This is a genomic window from Eubacterium ramulus, from assembly GCF_045002895.1.
Taxonomy (GTDB): domain Bacteria; phylum Bacillota; class Clostridia; order Lachnospirales; family Lachnospiraceae; genus Eubacterium_I; species Eubacterium_I ramulus.
Genome location: NZ_CP173382.1, coordinates 1458808 through 1484575, shown reverse-complemented (window position 1 = coordinate 1484575; position 25768 = coordinate 1458808). Strand labels below are relative to the sequence as shown.

At 43.7% G+C, this 25768-nt stretch carries 23 protein-coding genes; 21 read left to right on the top strand and 2 right to left on the bottom strand.

All coding sequences use genetic code 11. The features are described from left to right. The first annotated feature begins 1 nt into the window (after position 1). The 6 genes from ACIRUQ_RS06995 (at position 2) to ACIRUQ_RS06970 (ending at position 6793) form a co-directional block, all read left to right on the top strand. Positions 2 to 997 (top strand): bifunctional oligoribonuclease/PAP phosphatase NrnA, encoded by a 996-nt coding sequence (locus tag ACIRUQ_RS06995; protein WP_022036757.1) that lies wholly within the window; start codon positions 2 to 4, stop codon positions 995 to 997. Further along, positions 979 to 1884: a tRNA pseudouridine(55) synthase TruB gene (gene truB / locus ACIRUQ_RS06990; RefSeq protein ID WP_055289064.1), complete on the top strand. Its 906-nt coding sequence runs from the start codon at positions 979 to 981 to the stop codon at positions 1882 to 1884. Before ACIRUQ_RS06995 ends, truB begins: the two co-directional genes overlap by 19 nt. Before the next feature lie 9 nt (positions 1885 to 1893). Beyond that, the gene (locus ACIRUQ_RS06985) at positions 1894 to 2811 is read left to right on the top strand and encodes a bifunctional riboflavin kinase/FAD synthetase (RefSeq protein ID WP_021739991.1); all 918 of its coding nucleotides are present in this window, start codon (positions 1894 to 1896) and stop codon (positions 2809 to 2811) included. 316 nt (positions 2812 to 3127) lie between these two features. Beyond that, positions 3128 to 3394: a 30S ribosomal protein S15 gene (gene rpsO, locus ACIRUQ_RS06980; RefSeq protein ID WP_022036754.1), complete on the top strand. Its 267-nt coding sequence runs from the start codon at positions 3128 to 3130 to the stop codon at positions 3392 to 3394. Between the two features lie 249 nt (positions 3395 to 3643). Next, the gene (locus ACIRUQ_RS06975; RefSeq protein WP_055289062.1) at positions 3644 to 5728 is read left to right on the top strand and encodes a polyribonucleotide nucleotidyltransferase; all 2085 of its coding nucleotides are present in this window, start codon (positions 3644 to 3646) and stop codon (positions 5726 to 5728) included. Positions 5729 to 5902: 174 nt separating this feature from the next. Next, entirely contained in the window at positions 5903 to 6793 is an 891-nt protein-coding gene (locus tag ACIRUQ_RS06970) for a S8 family peptidase (protein WP_055289223.1), read from the top strand. Positions 6794 to 6855: 62 nt separating this feature from the next. Here the strand turns inward: ACIRUQ_RS06970 and ACIRUQ_RS06965 are convergent, their stop codons facing one another. Continuing rightward, complete coding sequence (locus ACIRUQ_RS06965) at positions 6856 to 8013, bottom strand: D-alanyl-D-alanine carboxypeptidase family protein (RefSeq protein ID WP_242853563.1); 1158 nt, start codon at positions 8011 to 8013, stop codon at positions 6856 to 6858. 295 nt (positions 8014 to 8308) lie between these two features. Between ACIRUQ_RS06965 and ACIRUQ_RS06960 the strand changes: the two genes are divergently transcribed. From ACIRUQ_RS06960 to rpsA, 10 genes are all read left to right on the top strand, one after another. Beyond that, a complete protein-coding gene (locus tag ACIRUQ_RS06960; RefSeq protein WP_022036750.1) occupies positions 8309 to 9124 on the top strand; it encodes a ScpA family protein in 816 nt (271 codons plus the stop codon). Between the two features lie 7 nt (positions 9125 to 9131). Further along, entirely contained in the window at positions 9132 to 9701 is a 570-nt protein-coding gene (gene scpB, locus ACIRUQ_RS06955; protein ID WP_021739985.1) for an SMC-Scp complex subunit ScpB, read from the top strand. A gap of 318 nt (positions 9702 to 10019) precedes the next feature. Beyond that, positions 10020 to 11852: an NAD(P)-binding protein gene (locus ACIRUQ_RS06950; protein ID WP_044964240.1), complete on the top strand. Its 1833-nt coding sequence runs from the start codon at positions 10020 to 10022 to the stop codon at positions 11850 to 11852. Then, positions 11846 to 13579: an NADH-dependent [FeFe] hydrogenase, group A6 gene (locus ACIRUQ_RS06945; RefSeq protein WP_055289060.1), complete on the top strand. Its 1734-nt coding sequence runs from the start codon at positions 11846 to 11848 to the stop codon at positions 13577 to 13579. Before ACIRUQ_RS06950 ends, ACIRUQ_RS06945 begins: the two co-directional genes overlap by 7 nt. A 103-nt stretch (positions 13580 to 13682) precedes the next feature. Beyond that, positions 13683 to 14990, top strand: a complete 1308-nt coding sequence (locus ACIRUQ_RS06940; RefSeq protein WP_242853562.1) for a D-alanyl-D-alanine carboxypeptidase family protein — start codon at positions 13683 to 13685, stop codon at positions 14988 to 14990. A gap of 104 nt (positions 14991 to 15094) precedes the next feature. Next, a complete protein-coding gene (locus tag ACIRUQ_RS06935) occupies positions 15095 to 16042 on the top strand; it encodes a MurR/RpiR family transcriptional regulator (RefSeq protein WP_055289055.1) in 948 nt (315 codons plus the stop codon). A 68-nt stretch (positions 16043 to 16110) separates the two neighbouring features. Then, entirely contained in the window at positions 16111 to 17358 is a 1248-nt protein-coding gene (locus ACIRUQ_RS06930) for an NAD(P)/FAD-dependent oxidoreductase (RefSeq protein WP_021739980.1), read from the top strand. A gap of 109 nt (positions 17359 to 17467) precedes the next feature. Next, positions 17468 to 18142 (top strand): (d)CMP kinase, encoded by a 675-nt coding sequence (gene cmk, locus ACIRUQ_RS06925; protein WP_044964251.1) that lies wholly within the window; start codon positions 17468 to 17470, stop codon positions 18140 to 18142. Continuing rightward, a complete protein-coding gene (gene ispH / locus ACIRUQ_RS06920; protein WP_021739978.1) occupies positions 18139 to 19020 on the top strand; it encodes a 4-hydroxy-3-methylbut-2-enyl diphosphate reductase in 882 nt (293 codons plus the stop codon). The genes cmk and ispH overlap by 4 nt, the downstream gene beginning before the upstream one ends. Next, complete coding sequence (rpsA, locus tag ACIRUQ_RS06915; protein ID WP_022036742.1) at positions 19001 to 20083, top strand: 30S ribosomal protein S1; 1083 nt, start codon at positions 19001 to 19003, stop codon at positions 20081 to 20083. Before ispH ends, rpsA begins: the two co-directional genes overlap by 20 nt. A 122-nt stretch (positions 20084 to 20205) precedes the next feature. On the opposite strand, the gene ACIRUQ_RS06910 is transcribed toward rpsA, so the two are convergent. After that, positions 20206 to 21324 carry a ribonuclease H-like domain-containing protein gene (locus ACIRUQ_RS06910; RefSeq protein ID WP_055289053.1) on the bottom strand — a complete coding sequence of 373 codons (1119 nt, stop codon included), beginning with the start codon at positions 21322 to 21324 and terminating at the stop codon, positions 20206 to 20208. Between the two features lie 194 nt (positions 21325 to 21518). Between ACIRUQ_RS06910 and rsxC the strand changes: the two genes are divergently transcribed. Genes rsxC through rsxA form a run of 5 tightly spaced genes read left to right on the top strand, consistent with a single transcriptional unit; the run spans position 21519 to position 25758 of the window. Then, on the top strand, positions 21519 to 22844 hold the full coding sequence (rsxC, locus tag ACIRUQ_RS06905; RefSeq protein ID WP_022036740.1) for an electron transport complex subunit RsxC: 1326 nt from the start codon (positions 21519 to 21521) through the stop codon (positions 22842 to 22844). Between the two features lie 26 nt (positions 22845 to 22870). Next, a complete protein-coding gene (locus tag ACIRUQ_RS06900) occupies positions 22871 to 23812 on the top strand; it encodes an RnfABCDGE type electron transport complex subunit D (protein ID WP_022036739.1) in 942 nt (313 codons plus the stop codon). Continuing rightward, complete coding sequence (locus ACIRUQ_RS06895) at positions 23812 to 24414, top strand: RnfABCDGE type electron transport complex subunit G (RefSeq protein ID WP_022036738.1); 603 nt, start codon at positions 23812 to 23814, stop codon at positions 24412 to 24414. The genes ACIRUQ_RS06900 and ACIRUQ_RS06895 overlap by 1 nt, the downstream gene beginning before the upstream one ends. Before the next feature lie 18 nt (positions 24415 to 24432). Next, a complete protein-coding gene (rsxE, locus tag ACIRUQ_RS06890; protein WP_021739972.1) occupies positions 24433 to 25167 on the top strand; it encodes an electron transport complex subunit RsxE in 735 nt (244 codons plus the stop codon). 15 nt (positions 25168 to 25182) lie between these two features. Beyond that, on the top strand, positions 25183 to 25758 hold the full coding sequence (gene rsxA, locus ACIRUQ_RS06885; RefSeq protein WP_021739971.1) for an electron transport complex subunit RsxA: 576 nt from the start codon (positions 25183 to 25185) through the stop codon (positions 25756 to 25758). Positions 25759 to 25768: the final 10 nt, after the last annotated feature.

Sequence of the window (25768 nt, the reverse complement as noted above, 5' to 3'; positions counted from 1 at the left end):
CATGATTTCATTAGATTCATATCTGGATGGGATTACTACCGTTGCCATATCCGGTCATATCCGGCCGGATGGTGACTGTGTAGGATCCTGTCTGGCTGTATACAATTATATTTGTGATAATTATCCGACTATTATGGCTGATCTGTATCTGGAACCGATTCCGGAAAAATTTCTGTTTTTGAAAAATGCAGACAAAATTCGTCACATGAAGTCGACGGATGGAAAAAAAGAGTATGATCTGTTCATTGCACTGGACTGTGGTGATGTAGACCGCCTTGGTTTGTCCGGGCAGTATTTTGAAGTGGCAAAAAGTACGTTTTGTGTGGATCATCATATCAGTAACCAGTCATTTGCTGATTTTAATTACATTTTTCCAAATGCAAGTTCTACCTCAGAACTGGTATATCAGCTGATGGATGAGAGCAGGATCACAAAGGAAATCGCTGAGTGTATTTATCTTGGCATCGTACATGATACCGGAGTGTTTCAGTATTCCTGCACTTCTTCCAAAACAATGGAGATTGCGGGTCAATTGATGGACAAAGGAATCGATTATTCCAGAATCGTAGATGATACATTTTATATTCGCACTTTTGCGCAGCAGCAGATTCTTGGAAAAGCGCTGATGGATGCAGAACTTCATTTTAATGGAACCTGTATTTCCAGTGTGGTCAAACGGAAACAGTTAGAGAAATTCCATGTAGAACCAAAGGATCTTGATGGAATTGTCAGCACTCTTCGTTCTACGGCAGGCGTAGAAGCGGCGGTGTTTGTATATCCGAATGAAAACGATACATATAAGGTAAGTCTGCGTTCTGCTTCTTATATGGATGTGGCACAGATTGCAATGGAGTTTGGCGGTGGCGGTCACAGTCGGGCTGCCGGGGTATCCATGGAAGGAAAACCGGATGAAATACTCAAAAAAGTGCTGGCAAAGATGAAAAAGCAGCTGAAAGATAAAGATACAGAGGAAGATGGATGTATAACGGAATCATAAATGTATACAAAGAAAAGGGATATACATCTTTTGATGTGGTGGCACGGATGCGGGGCATCTGTGGACAAAAGAAGATCGGACATACCGGAACACTGGACCCGGATGCGGAAGGTGTTTTGCCGGTATGTCTTGGAAAAGCCACAAAAGTATGTGATATGCTGACTGATTCGGATAAGGTCTATCGGGCGGTGATGCAACTTGGCATAGAAACTGATACCCAGGATCTGACAGGAACCGTTCTGTCAGCCTGTGAAGTCCCTGTGCTGACAGAGACCGAAATCCGGGATGTGATTCGGACTTTTCAGGGCGAAATCATGCAGGTGCCGCCGATGTATTCTGCATTGAAAGTAAATGGAAAGAAACTGTGTGATCTGGCCAGAGCAGGTGTGACAGTGGAACGAAAAGCACGTCCGGTAACTATTTATGAGATTCGTATTGAACGTGTGGAATTGCCGGAGATTGAACTGACAGTATCCTGTTCGAAAGGAACTTATATCCGTACACTGTGTCATGATATCGGACAGAAGTTTGGCTGCGGTGCGGCAATGAAAAGTCTGCTCCGTTTACAGGCTGCAGGGTTTGTATTGGATGAGGCACATACGTTGGATGAAATTCAGTCATACAAGGCTGCTGGTTCCCTGGCAGAAGTGATTACGCCGGTAGAACAGGTGTTTTTCGTATATCCAGTGCTGACAGCAAAGCCGGCGTTTGATGTGATGTTGAAAAACGGAAATAAAATGGCACCGGAGCAGTTTGCTGAGTATATTGTACCGCAGAACGGCATGCTTGTGCGTGTCCGTATGTCGGACGGAAGATTTGCAGCAGTGTATGAATATCAGGAAACACTTGGTCTGTACCGTCCTTCAAAAATGTTTTTAGAGGATTGACAATCAGTGATGAAATATATAAAAGATACTTTGGATTTTAAAATAGAAGAACCTTCAGTGATTACCCTCGGAAAATTTGATGGTCTGCATACAGGACACCGTTATCTGATGGATGCCATGCAGAAGGGAAAAGAACAGGGGCTCAAATGTGTGATTTTTACATTTGATATTCCGCCGAAAGCAATTCACAAAGACGCATATAGTGTATTGTCTACCAATGAGGAAAAAGCACATATTTTTGCGGAAGCTGGAGTGGATTATCTGGTTGAGTGTCCGTTTACGGACGAGTTCCGACAGCTTTCACCATATGCATTTTTGCAGATGCTGAAAGAGAAAATCAATGTAAAGATGATTGTTGCCGGAACGGATTTCCATTTTGGTTATCAGCGCTCCGGTACTTACCGGGAATTACAGCAATATGCGGATGACCTGGGATATGAGGCAGTGATCGTCAAAAAGAAGCAGTATAAGGGGGAGGATATCAGCAGTACCCGTATCCGTGCCAGAATCGCAGAGGGTGATATGGAGGAGGCAAACTATCTGCTAGGGTATTCCTATTTCCTCACAGGTCCGGTCCTGCATGGCAACGAGATTGGACGGACCATCGGGATCCCAACTGCCAACCAGCGGCCGGAAACATTTAAACTGCTTCCGCCAAAAGGGGTATATGCAGTGAAAGTGCTGGCAGAAGGAAAGCAGTATGACGGTATCAGTAACGTAGGTTGTAAACCGACCATTGAAGGAATAAATCCTATGGGGGTTGAAACGTTTTTATTTGATTATTCCGGAGATTTATATGGCAAGGATATCCGCGTATCCTTTCTGAAATTTATTCGTCCGGAGCAGAAGTTTGGTTCACTTGCAGAACTGAAAGCACAGATGGATCGGGATATTTTGGTTTGTAAGAAATATTTGAACGCAGAATAAGCATTCCCCAGCTTCAAGTGCGTAGAGCGTTAAGCGTTGGGTAAGGGGGGATGCTTAATCAGTGGGAGTTAAAAGCTCCCACTGACGGAGCGCAAAGCGACTGCGTTCATGAGCAAGTAGCGAAAGCGGATTGCGAATGTCTGTTTTACCGCAGACGCAGAAAATGTTTTTCAGAAAATGGTTTACAAGTCAGATTGAATATGATATATTGATTAGGCGTGAGTAAACAGCCCGTACTCAGTACCCGGACACTCCGACCGGTACTTGGTAGACACGCATTACTGGGCGATTATAAAAAATGAAGGAGGAAATCAAGATGATTTCAAAAGAAAAAAAAGCAGCGATTATGGCAGAGTATGGTAGAACACCAAACGATACAGGATCACCGGAAGTACAGATCGCAATCTTAACAGCAAGAATCCAGGAGCTCACAGAGCATCTGAAAGAGAACCCGAAGGATCATCATTCCAGAAGAGGTCTTCTGAAAATGGTTGGTCAGAGACGTGGTATGCTTGCTTACCTTCAGAAAAAAGATCTGGAAGGTTATCGTGCACTGATCGCAAAATTAGGCATCAGAAAATAATAACAGGATAGCTGTCAGAATAGAGCGGTATTTCCGCTCTATTTTGGATTGGCGGGAGGGTTTATCCGAGACCGCTGATGTGTACAAAAGGAGATTTTTACAGTTCACACGCGCATTTCAAAATCATTCGCAAAACGTCCTTTCTTGGCTTCTTCGTAGCCTTGTTACTGTTTTTGCTCATGAAATAGCTCTCTTTGTACAGATCAGTAGTTTCGGGTCTCCTGCCACAGTGAAGAAGGAGAGAAGATAATGAAGAAAACCTATTCAATGGAACTGGCCGGAAGAACATTAAGTGTTGATGTCGGCCGTGTGGCTGCACAGGCAAATGGAGCAGCACTTATGCATTATGGTGATACAGTTGTATTATCTACAGCAACTGCATCTGAGAAACCACGTGAGGGAATTGATTTCTTCCCGTTGAGCGTAGAGTTCGAAGAGAAAATGTACTCCGTAGGAAAAATCCCGGGAGGATTCAATAAACGTGAGGGAAAAGCATCTGAAAATGCTGTTCTGACAGCACGAGTAATCGATCGTCCGATGCGTCCGTTATTCCCGAAAGACTATAGAAATGATGTTACTTTAAATAACATGGTAATGAGTGTTGATCCGGAGTGCCGTCCGGAGCTGCTTGCTATGTTAGGTTCAGCTATTGCAACCAGTATTTCTGATATTCCGTTCTGCGGACCATGTGCAACCACGCAGATTGGTATGGTAAACGGCGAATTCGTTGTTAATCCGTCTCAGGCAGACTGGGATAACGGCGACCTTCAGCTGACAGTTGCTTCTACCTCTGAGAAAGTAATCATGATCGAGGCTGGCGCAAACGAGATCAAAGAAGAAAAAATGATTGAAGCAATTTATAAGGCACATGAGATTAATCAGACAATCATTGCGTTCATCAATAATATGGTTGCTGAGATCGGAAAAGAGAAACATGCATATACAAGCTGTGCTGTTCCGGAAGAAATGTTCGCGGCAATGCGCGAGATTGTCACACCGGCAGAGATGGAAGAGGCTGTATTTACAGATGTAAAACAGGTTCGAGAGGAAAATATCCGTGCCATTACAGAAAAACTGGAAGAGGCATTTGCAGAGAATGAAGAGTGGCTTGCGGTTCTCGGTGAAGCTGTATATCAGTATCAGAAAAAAACTGTTCGTAAGATGATCTTAAAAGATCAAAAACGTCCGGATGGTCGTGCAATCACACAGATTCGTCCTCTGGCAGCAGAAGTAGACCTGATTCCGAGAGTTCATGGTTCTGCAATGTTTACCCGTGGTCAGACACAGATCTGTACCATCACCACTCTGGCTCCGTTATCTGAAGTTCAGAAAGTAGACGGACTGGATGAGAATATTACAAGCAAACGTTATATGCATCATTATAATTTCCCATCTTACTCTGTTGGTGAAACAAAACCGTCCAGAGGACCGGGACGTCGTGAGATCGGACATGGAGCACTGGCTGAGAAAGCATTGGTACCGGTACTTCCGAGTGAAGAAGAGTTCCCGTATGCGATCCGTACAGTATCTGAGACTTTTGAATCCAATGGATCTACTTCTCAGGCAAGTATTTGTGCATCTACAATGTCTCTGATGGCAGCAGGTGTACCGATCAAGAAACCGGTTGCAGGAATTTCCTGTGGTCTGGTAACAGGTGAGACAGATGATGATTACATTGTTCTGACAGATATTCAGGGTCTGGAAGACTTTTTTGGCGATATGGACTTTAAGGTAGCCGGAACACATGATGGCATCACAGCAATCCAGATGGATATCAAGATCCACGGACTGACAAGACCGATTGTAGAGGAAGCTATCGCAAGAACACGTGAAGCAAGACTTTACATTCTGGATGAAGTTATGTTACCTGCTATTGCTGAGCCGAGAGCACAGGTTGGCAAATATGCACCGAAGATCATCTCTATGCAGATTGATCCGCAGAAGATTGGTGATGTCGTTGGTCAGAGAGGAAAGACCATTAATGCCATCATTGAGCAGACAGGTGTTAAGATTGATATTACAGATGAGGGTTCTGTATCTATCTGCGGTACCGATGCAGATATGATGGATCGTGCTGCAGAACTGATCCGCATCATTGTGACAGATTTCGAGGCAGGACAGATTCTTTCCGGTAAAGTCGTAAGCATCAAAGAGTTTGGTGCATTTATCGAGTTTGCTCCGGGTAAAGAGGGAATGGTTCATATTTCCAAGATTTCAAAAGAGCGTATCAATCGTGTAGAAGATGTTCTGACACTTGGTGACAAGGTAACCGTTGTATGCCTTGGAAAAGACAAGATGGGCAGAATGAGCTTCAGTATGAAAGATGTAAAATAAATTATAGTGAAAAGAAAACCGATGGGCAATCTGCTCATCGGTTTTCTGATTGATACGATCACGATGAATTTCCTATCAAACAAAAGCACTTCGTACAACCGATGCACACTCGCACGAGAAGGGATTCTTGTTAATAAAACGAACGCAATGCATGTTGATGGAATATATTACTATATGGAAAAAATATTAGCATACATTCATGCTTCGGCAGCATATCGGCAGGGCATTTTCGGACAGGGAATCCTGGTGGCTGTGCTGGATACAGGTATTTATCCACATTCGGATCTGCAAGGGAGAATTCTGGGATTCCGGGATTATATCAGGCAGAGGCAGCAACCTTATGACGATAATGGTCATGGAACACATATCAGCGGAATTATAGGAGCGGGTGGAAAAGGAGCCGTTCACGGTGTGGCCCCGGGCTGTTATCTGCAGGGATATAAAGTACTGGATAAGAATGGGAATGGAAAAATTCTGGATATTTGTCAGGCGGTTGAAGATATTATGAAATACAATCAGAACCATGCACAGAAGATCCGGGTTATCAATATATCTGTCGGTATGCGGGAACGGGTGCGGCCAGAATTGCAGCAACGTCTTTTACGAAGTGTGGAGCAGGCGTGGGATCAGGGGATTGTTGTTCTGGCAGCAGCCGGAAATAATGGTCCCGGAGAGAATACTGTGACCAGCCCCGGGGTATCAAAAAAAATTATTACAGTTGGCAGTCTGGATACTATAAATGAGAGAAAGCGGGAACCAAGTCTTTATTCCGGACGCGGTCCTACGGAATCCTGTGTAGTGAAACCGGAGATTCTGATGCCCGGAACTGATATTATCAGCTGTGGTACGAGACCGGGCACCTATATCAGAAAAAGTGGTACTTCTATGGCGGTACCTGTGGTATCAGGGATGATTGCACTGTTGCTGTGTAAATATCCGGCCATGATGCCAAATGAAGTGAAACTGCAGTTGTATCGCAGTGCAGATCACTCCGGTATTGACGAAAGCTTCAAGTGTTGGGGAACGGTGGATTTACAGAGGCTGTTATCAGTATATCAGATGTGAGATGACTCTCACCTCTGCAGGTGGTGAGCATCAAGAATGCCAGGGACATTTTTAAATGAAATTCAGTCTGGTTCTGACAGGAAAAAGCGGTGCAGAAGCTGCTGGCAGGTATCCTTCAGCGTGATCAGTGGAATGGACTCGGATGCCAGCAGATTCACAGAACCAACCGTGTTGTCATTTAATGTATACACGGCTTTGCCAATGATATCACCTTTTTTGATCGGGGCTTCCACGGAATCCGGAAGCTCTATTTTTTTTGCCAGTTCTCCTGCGGCATTTGTAGTATCCAGATGATAGAAAGCGGATTCATATTTCAGAGACAGCTGAGAATGTCGGCCTCTGGAAACGGGGAGCTTTGGCAAAGAATCCAGGTTTTCATCAGTATATACCTGACAGTTTGCAAATCCCCATTCAAACAGCGTTTCTATGTCAGCCATCCGTTCTTTGCTGCTGGGGGCGTTCAGCACGACTGCGATGAAATCCATCCCGTCTTTGCTGGCGGTAGCGGACAGGCAGAAACCGGCTGTCGAGGTAAAACCGGTTTTCAGACCGGTTGCATAAGGGTATTGTTTGATCAGATGATTTGTATTATTGAGGGTAAATGATGTGTCTCCCCGGGCGGTGTGGTGCGTGATGTCTTCCATCCAGATGGATGTATAGTCAAAAATTTCGGGATAATTTACCGTTAGTTCCCGGGACATCAATGCAATATCATAAGCCGTGGAGTAGTGCCCTTCCGTGTCCAGTCCACAGCAGTTGGCAAAGTGTGTATGCAGCATGCCAAGTGAAGCTGCTGTTTCGTTCATTTGCTGGACAAAGGCTTCTTCGCTTCCGGCAAGCTGCTCAGCCATGGCGACACAGGCATCGTTGGCACTGGCAACAACGATACATTTGATCAGTGTTTCTACTGTCTGTGTTTCCCCTTCTTCGAGGTAAACCTGAGAACCGCCCATACTGGCAGCGTGTGCAGAAACCGGAATGAGGTCTTCAAGTTGAATGGTCTGATTATGCAGTGCCTGAAAAATCAGCAGAAGTGTCATGATTTTTGTAACACTGGCAATCGGGCGTTCTTTTGCAGCATTTTGTTCAAATAAAACCGTTCCGGTAGCGGCATCCATCAACAGTGCACTCGAGGCAGTCAGTGTGAGAACCGGTGCAGCTGTATGTTCCGTAGTGATGTCAGAAGCGGTTTCGGCATCTGCATCAGAGGTTGTATTCATAAAAATGTTGTTTTCAGAGTGTGCGTTCACAGTGTATACAAGAGTTGAAAAACAAAGAGACAGGGATAATAATAATCCAAGAAAGAATCTCATAAGCAACCTGCTGGAATGATTTATTTTAAGTGTATGAGGGGAAAGTGAAATCTATGCACATTTTGTACGGACTGATAATATCTGTAATAGAATTGCAATAACAGGAAGAAGAGACAGAAAAGAATGATAGAAAATGTGAACAAAACCTTGAAATTTTATGCGGATTCAGTACAATAGTGTAAGATTGGAGAAAATTTGGCCTATGGAATTAAAGGTAAAACTGGAAGTATTCGAAGGTCCCCTGGATCTTCTGCTTCATTTGTTGGATAAAAATAAAGTAAGTATTTATGATATTCCGATTGTCGAGATTACAAATCAGTATCTTGAATATATTCGGGAGATGCAGCGACAGGATCTGAATATCATGAGCGAATTTTTGGTAATGGCGGCGACACTGCTGGAAATCAAATCAAAATGGCTTCTTCCGAAAGAGGAAACAGAAGACGAGGATGAAGTGGATCCACGTGCGGAACTGATGGAACAACTGCTGCAGTACAAGCTGTTCAAATACATGTCTCAGGAACTGAAAGACAGGCAGATTGATGCGGGACGGCGGTTGTATAAAAATCAATCTATTCCGGAGGAAGTGCGTTCTTATGAAGAACCGTTGGATCTGGAAGAACTGACCCGCGGTTGGGATCTGAAAAAACTGCATGCTATTTTTGAATCAGTAATGCGAAAACAAGTAGATAAGATGGATCCGATCCGATCCCGTTTTGGGAAAATTGAACGGGAAGAGGTTTCTTTAGATGAGAAGATGATTTATCTGGAAACATACTGTCAGGAGCATCCGCATTTTTCTTTCCGGGAACTATTGGAAAGACAGGGCAGTAAGGTGGAGATCATTGTGACGTTTCTGGCGATGCTGGAGTTTATGAAAACCGGAAGGATCCGGATCGTGCAGGAGCAGTTGTTTGATGAAATATATATTACTGTCTGCGGGCAGGCAATATCAGATGTGGGACGATTGCCGTCTGAACCGGCCGGCAGCATGCTTAAAGAAAAGATACGGGAGTAATTAAAAAATGAAAATAGAAGAATATGAAGCTGCCGCAGAGGCCATTCTGTTTGCGATGGGTGACTCTGTGGAAATAAAAAAACTGGCATTTGCACTCCAGGTAAATGAGCGGGAGGCAGAGATGATCCTGCGTAATCTGGCAGACCGGTATCAGGCAGACAACTGTGGTCTGCAGATCCTGGAACTGGACGGTGCTTATCAGATTTGTACAAAGCCGTCTCAGTATGAATATCTGATCCGGATTGCAAAACAGCCGAGAAAGCAGGTACTGACCGATGTATTGCTGGAAACATTGTCCATTGTGGCATACAAGCAGCCGGTAACCAGGGTGGAAATTGAAAAGATCAGAGGTGTGTCCTGTGAGCATGCCATCAATAAATTACTGGAATATGGGCTGATCCAGGAAGCTGGCCGTCTGGATGCACCGGGACGGCCGATTCTGTTCGGAACCACAGAAGAGTTTCTTCGTTGCTTTGACGTGCAGTCCGTAGAAGAACTACCGGATATGAACCCGGAAAAAGTGGAGGAGTTAAAGCAGGAAGCAGAAGAAGAAGTACAGCTCCAACTGAAACTGTGACAATATAAAATGCGAAAAAAAGTTCACAAAAATATACGATGATTTTGCATGAACTCGTTGAAGAATCTTGTTAATGAATTAACTACTGTCAAGAATAACCAATTATAAAAACAAAAAAATGTGAATTATGCACAATAAATAAAAAGAGTGAACGGGTTGAACTGACTAACAGGAAACCCGGTCACTCTTTTGTCAGTATTGAAAAAAATACAATAATATATTAATATCTGACACATAAGTATCGCAAAACATACGCAGATATGTGAAAAGTATACAAATACTTGCTTTACAGTGGTAAAGGATTTAGGAGGACAGGATATGAGCAGATTATCAGTAGCATCAGCTGACAAGGTAAATTCTACGACAGAACAGCTTATGAAAGAATTTACACAGCGAATTGTGGCAAATCCACCGGGAGTCTGTCCGGTTGATATGCAGCTGGCATTCTTAAAAGTGTGTCATGCACAGACATGTGGAAAATGTGTTCCATGCCGCGTTGGTCTGGGACAATTAGAGAGACTTCTTGAGAAGGTTCTGGACAATGAAGCGACAATGGAAACACTTGAACTGATTGAAGAGACCGCAGAAAATATCAAAAATTCTGCTGACTGTGCGATCGGGTTTGAATCCGCACGCATGGTGCTGGCAGGTCTGGAAGGTTTCAGAGAAGACTATATTTCACATATTACAGACCACAGATGTCTTGGATCATTCGAACAGCCGATCCCGTGTGTCACACTTTGTCCGGCGCATGTGGATATTCCGGGATATATTGCACTGGCAGGTGAGGGACGCTGTGAGGATGCAGTTCGCCTGATCCGTAAAGACAATCCGTTCCCGACGGCATGTGCCCTGATCTGTGAGCATCCATGTGAGGCGCGTTGCCGCAGAAATATTATTGATGACTCCATCAATATCCGCGGTATGAAGCGTTATATTGTAGATAACGCACCATCTGATAAAGTACCGGTTCCGGCATGTGCACCATCCACAGGCAAGAAGGTTGCAATCATCGGTGGTGGACCAAGTGGTCTGACAAGTGCATACTTCCTGCAGCTGATGGGACATCAGTGTACAGTATTTGAGGAGAAGAAGCAGCTTGGTGGAATGCTGCGTTATGGTATTCCGAATTATCGTTTCCCGCGGGAGCGTTTGCAGGAGGATATCAATGCGATTCTTTCTACCGGTGTGGATGTGAAATTAAATACAACGATCGGAACAGAAGAATTGAAACAGATTCAGCAGGAGTACGATGCAATCTACGTGGCTATCGGTGCACATACAGATAAAAAGCTCGGACTTGAAGGGGAAGACAGCAAAAACGTGATTTCTGCTGTTGATATGTTGCGTGAGATTGGTGACGGAGCATACCCGGATTACACCGGAAAACGTGTCGTTGTCGTAGGTGGCGGAAACGTAGCTATGGATTGCGCGAGAACAGCTATGCGTGCAAACGCGGAGACAGTAAGCATCGTTTACCGCAGACGTCAGGAAGATATGACAGCACTTCCGGCAGAAGTGGAAGGTGCGATCGCAGAGGGAATCGAACTTGTTACTTTGAAAGCTCCGCTTCGTGTAGAGGCAGATGCAGAGGGAAATGCATGTGCACTTTGGGTACAGCCTCAGATTATCGGACCGGTAAAAGGTGGCAGACCTTCCCCGCGTAAGGCCAATAAACCGGAAGAGCGTATGGAATGCGATATTGTGCTGGTTGCTATCGGACAAGATATTGTATCTGGGCCGTTTGCTGATTTTGGAATGGCTGTCAATCGTGGACGTATTGCGGCAGATAAAGGTGGAGCTGCAAATATGGTAGGAGTTTATGCCGGTGGTGATTGTGTATCCGGACCGGCGACCGTGATCAAGGCGATCGCAGCAGGAAAAGCAGCTGCAGCAAATATCGACGAGTATCTTGGTTATCATCATCCGATCAGCTGTGATGTAGAGATTCCGGAGCCGATGTTGAATGATAAAGTACCGTGCGGACGTGTAAACCTTCAGGAAGTGGAAGCATGGGCGAGAAAGACAAATTTTGAAGGAATAGAACTTCCGATGAGCTGTGAAGAAGCAGTACAGGAAGCAAGCCGCTGCTTACGATGTGATCGTCATGGCTGTGGTACACTGAGAGGAGGCAGAGAGTTCGAATGGTAAATTTAACGATCAATAATAAAAAAATTCAGGTACCGGAAGGTACTACGATTCTGGCAGCTGCCGCTCAGGCCGGAATCAAGATTCCGACATTGTGTTATTTGAAAGAAATCAATGAGATCGGAGCATGCCGTGTCTGCGTAGTAGAAGTTGAAGGAAAGGAGACACTTGTGGCTTCCTGCAACACAGCAGTAGAGGAAGGCATGGTTGTATATACTAACAGCTACAAAGCGCAGCATGCCCGCCGTATGAATGTACAGTTGATTCTGTCTGAGCATGATGCACACTGTGCTTCCTGTCTCAGAAGTGGAAACTGTACGTTACAGAGTGTGGCAAATGATCTGAATATCGGCGATGTTCCTTTTGGTGAAAAATATGAGCAGAATGAATGGCCGCAGGATTTTCCGCTTATTCGCGATGCAAGCAAATGTATCAAGTGCATGCGCTGTGTACAAATCTGTGACAAGGTACAGGAGCTGAAGATCTGGGATGTGATCAATACAGGAAAACGTACCAGTGTAGGTGTATCCGGAAGAAAACAGATCACAGAGTCTGACTGTGCAGTCTGCGGTCAGTGTATCACACATTGCCCGGTGGGAGCTTTGCATGAGCGTGACGATATTGACAAATTAATGGATGCCGTACATGATCCGGAAAAGATCGTAGTTGTTCAGATTGCGCCTGCAGTTCGTTCAGCCTGGGGGGAAGGAATTGGACTTTCGCGTGAGATGGCCACAGAAAAGAGAATGGCAGCAGCGGTACGTGCCCTTGGCGTTGACTATGTATTTGATACCAATTTCTCGGCAGATCTGACTATTATGGAAGAGGGAAATGAATTCCTGGAGCGTATGACGCATGCGGATGAGTATTCCTGGCCGATGTTTACTTCCTGCTGTCCGGGATGGGTGCGTTTTGTGAAATCCCAGTATCCGGATATGGTGAAAAATTTGTCAACGGCAAAATCTCCGCAGCAGATGTTCGGTGCAGTGGCAAAATCCTACTACGCACAGATATTGGATGTGGATCCTTCCAGAATTTTCAGCGTTTCCATTATGCCTTGTGTGGCAAAGAAACATGAGTGCGCAATTCCGGTTATGAACGATGCAGGAGCCGGACAGGATGTAGATATTTCTCTGACAACCAGAGAATTGGATCGTGTATTAAAAGCAGAACTGATTTCACCGGCTTTCCTGGAAGAAGAAGAATTTGACCAGCCGCTGGGTGTTGGTTCCGGCGCCGGTGTGATCTTCGGTACAACCGGTGGTGTCATGGAGGCAGCGTTAAGAACCGCTTACTATGTATTAAATGGCAAGAATCCGGATCCGGATCTGTTCAAAGTAGTACGTGGTATGGAGGGAATCAAAGAAGCAGAGGTTGAAATCGCAGGCATTAAGATCAAAGCGGCGATTGTCAGTGGACTTGGCAATACAAGAAAACTGATGGAGCGCATCCAATCCGGTGAAGCCGAATATCATTTTGTGGAAGTGATGGTATGTCCGGGCGGATGTGTCGGCGGTGGTGGACAGCCAATCACGGATGGCGTGGAACTGGCCGATGTACGTGGAAGAAATCTGTACAAGCTGGATAAGAAGAATCCGCTTCGTTTCTCCCATGAAAATCCATCCGTAATAAAAGCTTACGAAGATTTCTTTGAGAAACCGTTGTCCCACAAATCCCATGAACTGTTACATACTGATCATGAAGCATGGAAAATGCCGAATCAGAGATAATATAATTTTTCTGCCAGCAGCTATAACAGGCTGCTGGCAGTTTTTATTCATGAGCGGGTATCCGAAACATACAATAGAAGTAATAAAAAATGGATAAATGTTTATGAAGCGATATTTGAAACTATGTTTTTGCGTCGCATATTTACTTGCCGGCTTCTGCCAAAATGTGTTTGGACAGCAGCCGCTTGATGCTGCCTATATGAGCGGATCGGAAGTAACGTGTGTGCCGGAAACGCAGATGCAGATGGATACCGTGGATCAATTTTCAGATTTTCATTGTGAGGAACTGGATCTGTATGCCAAAAGTGCTGTTTTGACAGATGCAGATACTGGTCGGATCCTGTATGGAAAAGAGGCAAATTCTCCTATGGCAAATGCCAGCACTACAAAGATCATGACCTGTCTGCTGGCAATAGAAAGCGGAAAAACAGGAGATTCGGTGACTTTTTCAGAATATGCCTGCAGTATGCCGAAGGTACGGCTTGGCTGTTCTGTGGGAACACAGTTTCTGTTGGAAGATCTGCTCTATTCTCTGATGTTAGAATCTCATAACGATACTGCCGTGGCTATTGCTGAATATGTGGCAGGAAGCGTGCAGCATTTTGCAGTGCAGATGAATGAGCGTGCAGCAGAATTAAGCTGTCTGGATACACACTTTGTGACACCGAACGGGTTGGATAAATCAGACGAGGGCGGTGCGCATCAGACAACGGCCTATGATCTCAGCCGGATCATGGCAGCCTGCATTCAGAATGATAAGTTTTTGAAAATTACGCAGACTGTTTCAAAAACAATCAGCAGTATTGATGGTACCTTCCAGGCAACATTAAATAATCACAATGCGCTACTTTCTATGATGGAAGGTGTGATATCCGGAAAAACCGGTTTTACAGCGAAGGCAGGATATTGCTATGTGGGAGCATATCGAAAAGAGGATCGTACATATACCTTTGCACTGCTGGCCTGTGGCTGGCCGAACAACAAAGGCTATAAGTGGGAGGATGCAAGAAAATTGATTGCATATGGGAATGAACACTATGTACGGCAGTTGTACAGTGCGGACGGCGAGAAAAGGCAGATTCCGATCCGGAACGGGGTGAAAATAGAAGAGGAAGATACAGGAAGAAAGAAATATAAATATACATATCCGGAGCATTTTGTGGTGGAAACAGAAACTGTGCGACAGGAACTGTTATTGTCAGATACCGATGTCATTACGGAAACATGGAATCTGCCCAAAATCGTGGAAGCTCCGGTGAAAGCTGGAAATGTGATCGGAGAACATCGTATTTTACTGAATGGCTGTCAGATTGTGATACAGCCAGTGTATGTAGTGGAAACGGTGGAGAAATTTACTTATCGTTGGTGTCTGAAACATATTTTCTTTCTGTTGTTTCTTGGGAAAATATAAGGTATACTATACACGGTATTGCCCGTGCGGATTTATTCATAACCAGACGGGAAATCATATCTGTTATGATGTTGTGTGTAACAGATAAAAAATGGAGAAGAAACATGAATAATTCAAATGAACTGATTAACAGGATCAATGAAAAGTATAGCAGTATGAGTAAGGGACAGAAGCTGTTGTCCACGTATATTACCGATAATTATGGCAAGGCGGTTTTCCTGACAGCAGAAAAGCTGGGAAAAGTCGTAGGAGTCAGTGAATCCACGGTTGTGCGGTTTGCGACACATCTCGGGTATCGTGGATATCCTGAATTTCAGAAAGCATTGGAAGAACTGGTGCGTAATAAACTGAATTCTATCCAGCGAATGGAAGTGACCTATGGGCGGATCAGCCAGTCAAAGATTTTGGATACAGTGCTGCAGTCTGATGCAGAAAAAATCAAGAGTACGCTGGAACAGATTGACCAGAATGCCTTTGAATCAGCGCTGGATATTATTTTAAATGCAAAACATATTTACATTGTGGGAATCCGAAGCTGTGCCCCACTGGCAAGTTTTATGTCGTTCTATTTCAATCTGATGTTTGATAATGTACATCTGCTTCATACCAGCAGTTCCAGTGAACTGTTTGAACAGATGGTGCGCATCAGTGAGGAGGATGTGATTATCGGGATCAGTTTTCCGCGGTATTCGATGCGTACGTTAAAAGCCATGGAATTTGCCAATAACCGGAGCGCAAAAGTGATCACACTGACCGATAGTGTGCATTCCCCGATGAACCTGTATTCTTCCTGCAATCTGATCGCAAAAAGCGATATGGCATCTATTGTGGATTCCCTGGTGGCTCCGCTGAGTGTGATCAACGCACTGATCGTCGCCCTGTGCATGAGAAAGCAGAGTGAGGTGGCTGAGACACTGGAAGCGTTGGAAGATATCTGGAATGAATATCAGGTATATGAGAGTGATGAAATCAATTATATCGATGATCATATGAAAATGCGGTATGGAAAAGTAGATAACGTAGACCGGGAAGATTCCGGAATAGAGAAATAAAAACGATAGAATATCAGAATGATATTGTGTGATGTAAGAAAACTAACGAGTAGAAGCGGAGAAAATGGATGAGCAAAGTGGCAGTAATCGGCGGCGGTGCCGGAGGAATGATGGCAGCGTGTATCGCAGCAGGAAACGGGCATCGTGTAACGTTGTTTGAACAGAATGAAAAACTGGGTAAAAAGATTTATATTACCGGTAAAGGACGGTGTAACCTGACCAATGCCTGTGATACCGAAGATCTGTTTGCAGCGATCATGAAAAATGCAAAATTCCTTTACAGTGCAATTTATACTTTTGATAATCATGCACTGATGGACTATTTTGCAGGACTTGGACTGAAGATGAAAATTGAACGTGGAAATCGTGTGTTTCCACAGTCGGATCATGCTTCCGACGTAATCCGTGTACTGACGGATGAACTGCACAGAAAAAAAGTGCGTATCTGTCTGAATACCAAAGTGCAGGAAATCGTAAGTGACGGTACAAAAGTGACCGGTGTGCGATGGGATTGTCACGATACACATCAAAAAAATCAGATCGAAGCATTTGATGCGGTGGTGGCTGCCTGTGGAGGTGTGTCTTATCCGACGACAGGGTCTGATGGAAGTGGATTTGAACTGTGTAAAAAACTTGGACATACGGTGACGGAGCTGCGGCCTTCCCTGATCGGAATGACCACAGCAGAGGAATATATTCCACAGCTGCAGGGATTGTCTTTAAAAAATGTAACTTTTTATGTAAAGTCCGGAAAAAAGACATTGTATTCTGAATTCGGTGAAATGCTCTTTACCCATCAGGGTGTCAGCGGTCCTCTGATACTGACAGCCAGCAGTTGTATTCCGGATAAATATATGAAACAGGAATTGCATTTTGAGATCGATCTCAAACCGGCATTAGAGGAAGAACAGTTGGACAAGCGTCTGCAGCGTGATTTTGCAGAAAATGTGAACCGACAATTTAAAAATGCCCTGCACGGGCTGGTTCCAGCAAAATTGATACCGGTGCTGATCGAACTGTCCGGCATTGATCCGGAGAAAAAAGTACATTCCGTTACCAGGGAGGAACGGCATCGGCTTCTGATGCTGCTCAAACATTTTCCCGGAACGATCACGGGACTTGGCAGGATAGAAGAAGCCATTGTTACCAGAGGCGGCATTAAAGTCAAAGAAGTAAATCCGTCCACAATGGAGTCAAAACTGGTACAGGGGCTGTATCTGTGCGGTGAAATGCTTGATGTGGATGCGGTGACCGGTGGGTTTAATCTGCAGATTGCCTGGTCTACCGGATATCTGGCAGGTATGAGTATTGAGTAGTATGAGAAAGATTTGTTATCTCAGTCGAGAAGACTGAGAGGAATCTTTAAAGAATATTCATAGATAAATGGAAAATTAATAAATGATAGATGAGAGAGGTTGGAAACAGATGAGTTTTAATATTGCAATTGATGGACCGGCAGGTGCCGGAAAAAGCACGATAGCAAAAAAACTGGCAAAAAAAATATCCTTTGTTTATGTGGATACCGGTGCTATGTATCGTGCCATGGGATACTACTTTTTGCAGCATGGTATTCGGGCGGAGGAAGAAAAAAAAATCAGGGAAGCCTGTGAAAATATTTCTGTTACATTGGCTTATGAAGGCGGCGTGCAGAAAGTGCTGTTAAACGGAGAAGATATCTCAGATCAGATCCGTCAGGAAGAAGTGGGGAATATGGCATCTGCTACAAGTGGTTATGGATTTGTCCGTGCAAAACTTTTAAGTCTTCAGCAGGATATGGCAGCACAGTACGATGTTATTATGGATGGACGTGATATTGGAACCTGTGTGCTTCCGAATGCACAGCTGAAGATCTTTCTAACAGCCAGTGTACAGGTGCGGGCAAAACGCAGGTATGATGAATTAGTGGAAAAAGGTGAGTGCTGTGATCTGGCGGAAATCGAAAAAGATATCAGCGAACGTGATTACCGGGATATGCATCGGGAGATCGCACCGTTAAAAGCGGCAGAAGATGCTGTAATGCTGGATTCCTCTGAGCTGAATATTGATGAAGTGGTGGAGGCTATTTATGAGTATGCGAAAAAGGCAGGGCTTGAGGCATGAAAGTAGAACTTGCAAAAATGGCGGGATTCTGTTTCGGGGTAAATCGTGCGGTGGATACGGTATATCAGGAAGCAGTAGAACATTCGCCTGTGTATACATATGGCCCGATCATTCATAATGAAGAAGTGATCGCGGATCTGAAACGGAAGGGAGTTCAGGTCATTCATTCGCTGGAGGAAGCAAAAGAGCAGGCGGAAGGCACTGTGATCATACGTTCCCATGGTGTGACAAAAGCGGAACAGGAAACATTGGTCGCAGACGGACTGCGTGTGATAGATGCTACCTGCCCATTTGTAAAAAAAATCCACCGGCTGGTGCAGGAATATTCGGATAAAGGTTACCTGGTCATTATTATCGGAAGCGTTGATCATCCGGAGGTGCAGGGCATAGTTGGCTGGTCGCATGCAGATCGTACAGTTGTCATTAATTGTGAATCAGATGTGGAAAAGCTGGATCTGAACGCATGGAAAAAGGTCTGTATTGTCGCACAAACAACATTTAATTACAATAAATTTCAAGAACTTGTTGAAATTATTCAAAAAAAAGGGTATTATAGTGTGAGTACGGTGGACAAGGACAGTGAAATCATCGTACATAATACCATATGTAGTGCCACAAAAGAACGTCAGGAAGCTGCAAAAGAGCTTTCTGCGAAAGTGGATGCCATGTTGGTGATCGGTGGGTTAAGCAGTTCCAATACACGGAAACTGTATGAGATCTGCTCTGAAAATTGTAGAAATACTTACTTTATACAAACGAAAGAAGATCTAGAGAATTCTGACTTTTCGCGTTTCGACTACGTAGGTATTACAGCTGGGGCTTCTACCCCAAATAATATTATTGAGGAGGTTCAAAAATATGTCAGAAATGAGTTTTGAACAAATGTTGGAAGAATCTTTAAAAACAATCAGAAATGGAGAGGTAGTCGAAGGCACTGTTATAGATGTGAAACCGGATGAAATTATCCTGAATATTGGCTATAAATCAGACGGAATTATTACCAGAAATGAATACACAAACGACTCTAATGTAGACCTTACTACTGTAGTTTCTGTTGGTGACACAATGGAAGCAAAAGTTCTGAAAGTTAACGATGGTGAGGGACAGGTTCTCCTTACATATAAACGTCTTGCAGCAGAAAAAGGCAGCGAGCGTCTGAAAGAGGCATTTGAGAACGAAGAAGTATTAACAGGTACTGTAAGCCAGGTGTTAGACGGTGGTTTAAGTGTTGTTCTGGATGAAACAAGAATCTTTATTCCTGCAAGCCTTGTATCTGATACTTATGAGAGAGACCTTAGCAAATACAAAGATCAGGAAATCCAGTTTGTATTAACTGAGTTCAATCCGAGAAGAAGACGTATCATCGGCGATAGAAAACAGCTTCTGGTTGCTGAAAAAGAGCGTAAACAGAAAGAGTTATTAGAGAAAATCAACGTAGGTGATGTAATTGTAGGAACTGTTAAGAATATCACAGACTTCGGTGCTTTCATCGATCTTGGCGGTGCTGACGGATTACTTCATATTTCTGAGATGTCCTGGGGTCGTGTTGACAATCCTAAGAAAATCTATAAAGTTGGCGATACTGTAAAAGTATTCATCAAAGATATCAAAGATACTAAAATTGCACTCAGCGTTAAATTCCCAGAGGAGAATCCTTGGAACAACGCAGCTGAGAAATATGCGGTTGGTACAGTTGTAACTGGTAAAGTTGCTCGTATGACTGACTTTGGTGCATTTGTTGAGCTTGCGCCGGGTGTTGATGCATTACTTCACGTTTCCCAGATCTCCAGAGATCATGTTGAGAAACCTGCTGATGTATTAAGCATCGGACAGGAAATCGAAGCTAAAATCGTTGATTTTGATGAAGCAGACAGAAAAATCAGCCTGAGCATCAAAGCACTCGCACAAGATACAGAGGCAGAGACTGCTGAGGAAGAGTAGGATTCTAACCAAATTAAGAATGTTATAAAAAAGGAGAATGCAAAAGCATTCTCCTTTTCTGCTTGATTAGTAAATTACAATGAATTTCCTGTCAAGCAAAAGAGCTTTATGCAAGTAGATACTCAGTGCAGGAGATGTTTCAGATAAGATGAGAGAAAGGATTGCAGCTGCTTTAATTGTGTATCCGGAAAATGTAACGATTCGTTCGGAACGGCTGTTACTTTTGAAAACTCAAAATAAGTGGCAGTATCAGAATAATCTTTGCGCAGATAGCTACATTTATCGGGAACAGAATGTGTGAGATAATGACAGGTTTTTTCCAGATAACAGTTTTGCTTTGTCGCTTTTTCCCGATGATCGGGATCTACACAGGAACCAAGACTTTTATGGATGATGGTCTGTTCTTCCGGTAGGTAATAGTAGTTTTTGTAGTCTGCAAAATAGTGCCGCAGGCTTCCATGATGAACCGGAAAGGAGATCAATGCCTCCTTGCCCTGGAGCATAAGGGATGCTTCAGGCAGAACAACAGTGACTTTCTGAGGAAACACATAAGATACGGACAGCGTGATGTCACAGTAGTATATTTGATCTGTGGATGAGAGGACTACAGTTTCAATCTGGAAATTTCCGCTCAGAAAATCAGAGTAGCAAAGCATCGTGAGCAGATCATACATTCCACGGACATCTTCGCCATTGTGCAGAAGGAGATTGTGGAGCAATTCTTCTGTAGGATTTTCATTATATAGAAGATACTGGGTGATCAGTTCCTTGCCGGTATAAGAATCTTCCCGAAAACAACCGAGAAAGGTTTCAATGGATTTCTGTTTGTAATCCGGTAATTGGATCAGGTTCTTCAGATGACAGGCTTCCCGGTACAGATCCACCGACTGAGTATCGGAAAATGGTTGCTTGATATGATTTATTTCGTACCGTTTTTTGAGAAAAGGAAGGTCAAAGGAATTGCCATTGAAGGTAATGATCCTTTTGTGAGTTTGCAAGAGTGTTGTCAGTGCAGCCAGAAGTTCTGCTTCCTGTTCCGGTTTTTCAGCAAAAAAAAGCTGAACCGTGATGCTGTCACTCTTGTCCGGAGACAGATAAGAACAGCCAATACAGTAAATAAAATGCCGCGCAGCGGACAGACCGGTAGTTTCAATATCCAGTAGAAGCGTGTCTGCGGTCAGAAAAGTCCGGATGGAATCAGCAAGCTCTGCGCATGAAAAAATTGTCTGTTTTGTAATCATATTATCATCGTTCTCCTGTAGTTTTGTATTTATTCCAATTCATTATAGCTTGTCTGGTATTTTTTTCAATACAAAAGAAAAATTGCATGGATTTTAATACTTTTTTTTGGAAGTGTGTTATAATACTTTTCGATATTATGCAGAATTAATAATTTTTCTGTGGAAACTATTTTAGAGAAAGTGGGGCACAGGTTATGGGCTTATGTACTTTTAAGGGCGGTGTCCATCCATATGATGGAAAGGACTTGTCGAAAGATAAACCGATTCAGGAATATTTACCCAAAGGTGATCTGGTTTATCCGTTATCACAGCACATTGGTGCACCGGCAAAGCCAGTGGTTGCAGTAGGTGATGCTGTATTGAAGGGACAGATGATCGCTGAAGCAGGCGGTTTCGTATCTGCACCGATTTATGCAACAGTTTCCGGCACGGTTAAGGCAATCGAGCCACGTCGTGTTGCAGTCGGGGACATGGTGAACTCTATCGTGGTTGAAAATGACGGGGAGTTTAAATCTCTGGAGTTTACACCGGTAGACGATGTAGCGTCTCTGAGCAAAGAAGAGATCATCAAGAAGATTCAGAATGCCGGTATCGTAGGTATGGGTGGTGCGGGATTCCCGACACATGTAAAACTCTCACCGAAGGAACCGGAAAAAATCGACTACATTATTGCAAACTGTGCAGAGTGTGAACCGTATCTGACATCTGATTATAGAAGAATGGTCGAGGAGCCGGAGAAATTAATCGAGGGAATGAGAATCATTCTTTCACTGTTTGACAATGCAAAGGGTATTTTCGGTATCGAGGATAACAAACCGGATTGTATTGCAAAACTGACAGAGTTGACAAAAAATGAACCGAGAATGGAAGTGAAAGCATTAAAGACAAAATATCCGCAGGGTTCTGAACGTCAGCTGATTTTCGCAACAACAGGCAGAGCGATTAACTCTACCATGCTTCCGGCTGATGCTGGCTGTATCGTAGATAATGTTGATACCATTGTTGCTATTTATCATGCAGTTAAGCTTGGCAGACCGCTAATGCATCGTATTGTTACTATTACAGGTGATGCGATCACTGATCCTAAGAACTTCTATGTCTGTATTGGAACAAATTATGCAGAATTAGTAGAAGCAGCAGGCGGATTTAAGACTCAGCCGAAGAAAGTAATCTCCGGCGGTCCTATGATGGGATTTGCAATGTTCGGACTTGATGTTCCGACAACCAAGACAACATCAGCACTGTTATGTCTGACAGATGATGCGGTTGAGGATGCAAGCCAGAATGCAACAGCATGCATTAACTGTGGTCGTTGTGTAGAAGCATGTCCATCCAGAATTGTTCCTTCCAGACTTGCTGATTATGCAGAAAAACATCTGGAAGAGCCATTTGAACAGTGGCACGGCATGGAGTGTGTGGAATGTGGAAGCTGCAGCTTTACATGTCCTGCAAAGAGAAATCTTGCACAGTCGATTAAATCCATGAGAAAAACAATTCTTGCAAACAGACGGAAAAAATAAAAAACGTTAGAAAGAGGTGGATTATTGTGAGTGAGTTATACAATGTTACATCATCACCACATATAAGAGCCAAAGACAGTACACAGAGAATCATGCTTTATGTAATCATTGCATTACTTCCGGCTACTGTATTTGGTATTATCAATTTCGGACCGCGTGCATTGGCAGTTGTTGTTGTTTCTATCGCAAGCTGCCTGGTATCCGAATACTTATATAACAAAATTGCACATAAGAAACAGACCATAGGTGATTTAAGCTGTGTCGTTACCGGTTTACTTCTCGGTCTGAACCTGTCCCACACCGTTCCGTTCTTCATTCCGATCATCGGTGGTGCATTTGCCATTGTTGTTGTAAAAATGATTTTTGGCGGACTTGGACAGAACTTCATGAACCCGGCACTTGGTGCTCGATGCTTCCTGCTTCTTGCATTTACAGGTCCTATGACAAGCTTCACATTTGATGGTGTGTCCGGAGCTACTCCGCTGGCAGTGATCAAAGACGGAGCACTTTATAGCGATACAATGGCTATGTTTACCGGCCGTATCGCAGGTACTATCGGTGAGACATCCGTAATTGCGCTTCTGATCGGTGCAATTTTCCTGATCCTGCTGGGTGTGATCGATCTGAGAATTCCTGGTACATACATTATCACTTTCGTGATCTTTATTGTACTGTTTGGCGGACATCTCGGAAGTGGTGATCTTGGACAGTTCGTAGTTCAGGAAGTATGCGGCGGTGGACTGATCCTCGGTGCATTCTTTATGGCAACAGATTATGTTACTTCTCCGATCACTCCGAAAGGAAAAATTATTTATGGTATTATCTGCGGATGCCTCCTTGGTATTTTCCGTATGTTCGGTGCATCAGCAGAGGGATGTTCTTACTCCATTATCTTTGCAAACATGTTGGTACCGTTAATCGAGAGATTTACAATCCCGAAACCATTTGGTAAAGGAGGGGAAAAATAATGAATGGAAAAATCATTAAAGATGCCCTGATCCTTTTTCTGATCACAGTTATCGCGGGTCTTGGCCTGGGTGCTGTATATGGCATTACAAAAGCCCCAATTGAAAAAGCAAATTATAACATTCAGCAGAATGCATACCGTACGGTATTCCCGGATGCAGATGCATTCAACGATATGGACGGATTTGATTCTGAAAAAGCAACAGAAGCAGCTGTAGCTGCAGGATACGCAGATGACACGATTGAAAACTGTGTTGTCGCTGTAGATGCAAGTGGTGCAGAACTTGGTTATGTTATTTCCGTAACAGACCCGAATAGTTATGGTGGAGATGTTACCTTATCCATCGGTGTTACAAACGATGGCACATTAAACGGATATTCCATCACAACAATCAATGATACTGCCGGACTTGGTATGAAAGCAAAAGAAGATTCTTTCTCTTCTCAGTTTGCAGGCAAACAGGTAGAATCATTTGAAGTTACAAAGACAGGTGCAACATCTGATAACCAGATCGATGCAATCAGTGGTGCTACAATCACATCAAGCGCTGTTACAAGTGCTGTAAATGCTGGACTGGCTTATTACAGATCACTTGCACAATAACAGGAGGGGAACTTTTAAATGAATAAGTGTATAGAACGTATTGTAAACGGTATCGTGAAAGAGAACCCTACCTTCGTTATGTTGATCGGTATGTGCCCGACCCTGGCTGTTACAACATCAGCTATTAACGGTATAGGTATGGGACTTTCCACGACACTCGTACTTGTATTTTCAAACCTTTTAATTTCACTGCTCCGTAAGATTATTCCGGACAGTGCACGTGTACCGGCATTCATCGTTGTCGTTGCATCTCTGGTAACTATTGTTCAGTTTTTACTGCAGGGTTATGTACCATCCCTGTATGCATCACTGGGTATCTATATCCCTCTGATCGTAGTAAACTGTATCATTCTTGGTCGTGCCGAGAGTTATGCTTCAAAGAACCCGGTTCTTCCGTCTATCTTTGATGGTATCGGTATGGGACTTGGATTTACTGTTGGTCTGACATGTATCGGTGCAGTTCGTGAGATCCTTGGATCCGGACAGATTTTTGGTTTCCAGCTTCTTCCGTTAGCTGATGCAGCTGCAGGCAAAGCAGGATTTACACCAATCACAATTTTTGTACTTGCTCCTGGTGCATTCTTTGTATTAGCTATGCTGATCGCAATCCAGAATGCATTCCGTGAAGCAAAACGTAAAAAAGGTATTGCAGTGAAAGAAAGAACCGGATGCTTCGATGGTGACTGTGCAGCTTGTGCAAGCAGTTGCTGTGAAGGAAAGGTATTCACTGCAGGAACAGATGAGAAAGAATAAGGAGGAAAGGTTCAGATGAAAGAGGTATTACTTATCGCAATCGGCTCTGCCATTGTAAATAACGTTGTCCTGAGCCAGTTCCTTGGCTTATGTCCGTTTTTCGGTGTATCCAAAAAGGTAAATACTGCAGCCGGAATGGGTGCCGCAGTTATTTTCGTTATTACAATTGCATCCTTTATCACAAGTGTGCTGGATAAATTTATCCTGCAGCAGTTTGATATTACCTATTTAAGAACAATTGTATTTATTTTAGTTATTGCTGCATTGGTTCAGTTCGTAGAGATGTTTATGAAGAAATCAATGCCGCCATTGTACAACGCACTTGGTATTTTCTTACCACTGATCACAACAAACTGTGCCGTTCTTGGTGTTGCCCTGAACAATGTACAGTATGGTTATGGTATTGGCGTAAGTACAATCAATGGTTTCGCAACAGCAGTTGGATTTACCATTTCAATTGTCATTATGGCAGGTATTCGTGAGAAGATCGAGTACAATGATATCCCGACACCTTTCAAGGGTTCCGCAATCGTGCTGGTAACAGCAGGTCTGATGTCAATTGCATTTATGGGATTTTCCGGCGTCATTTAGGAGGGTATAC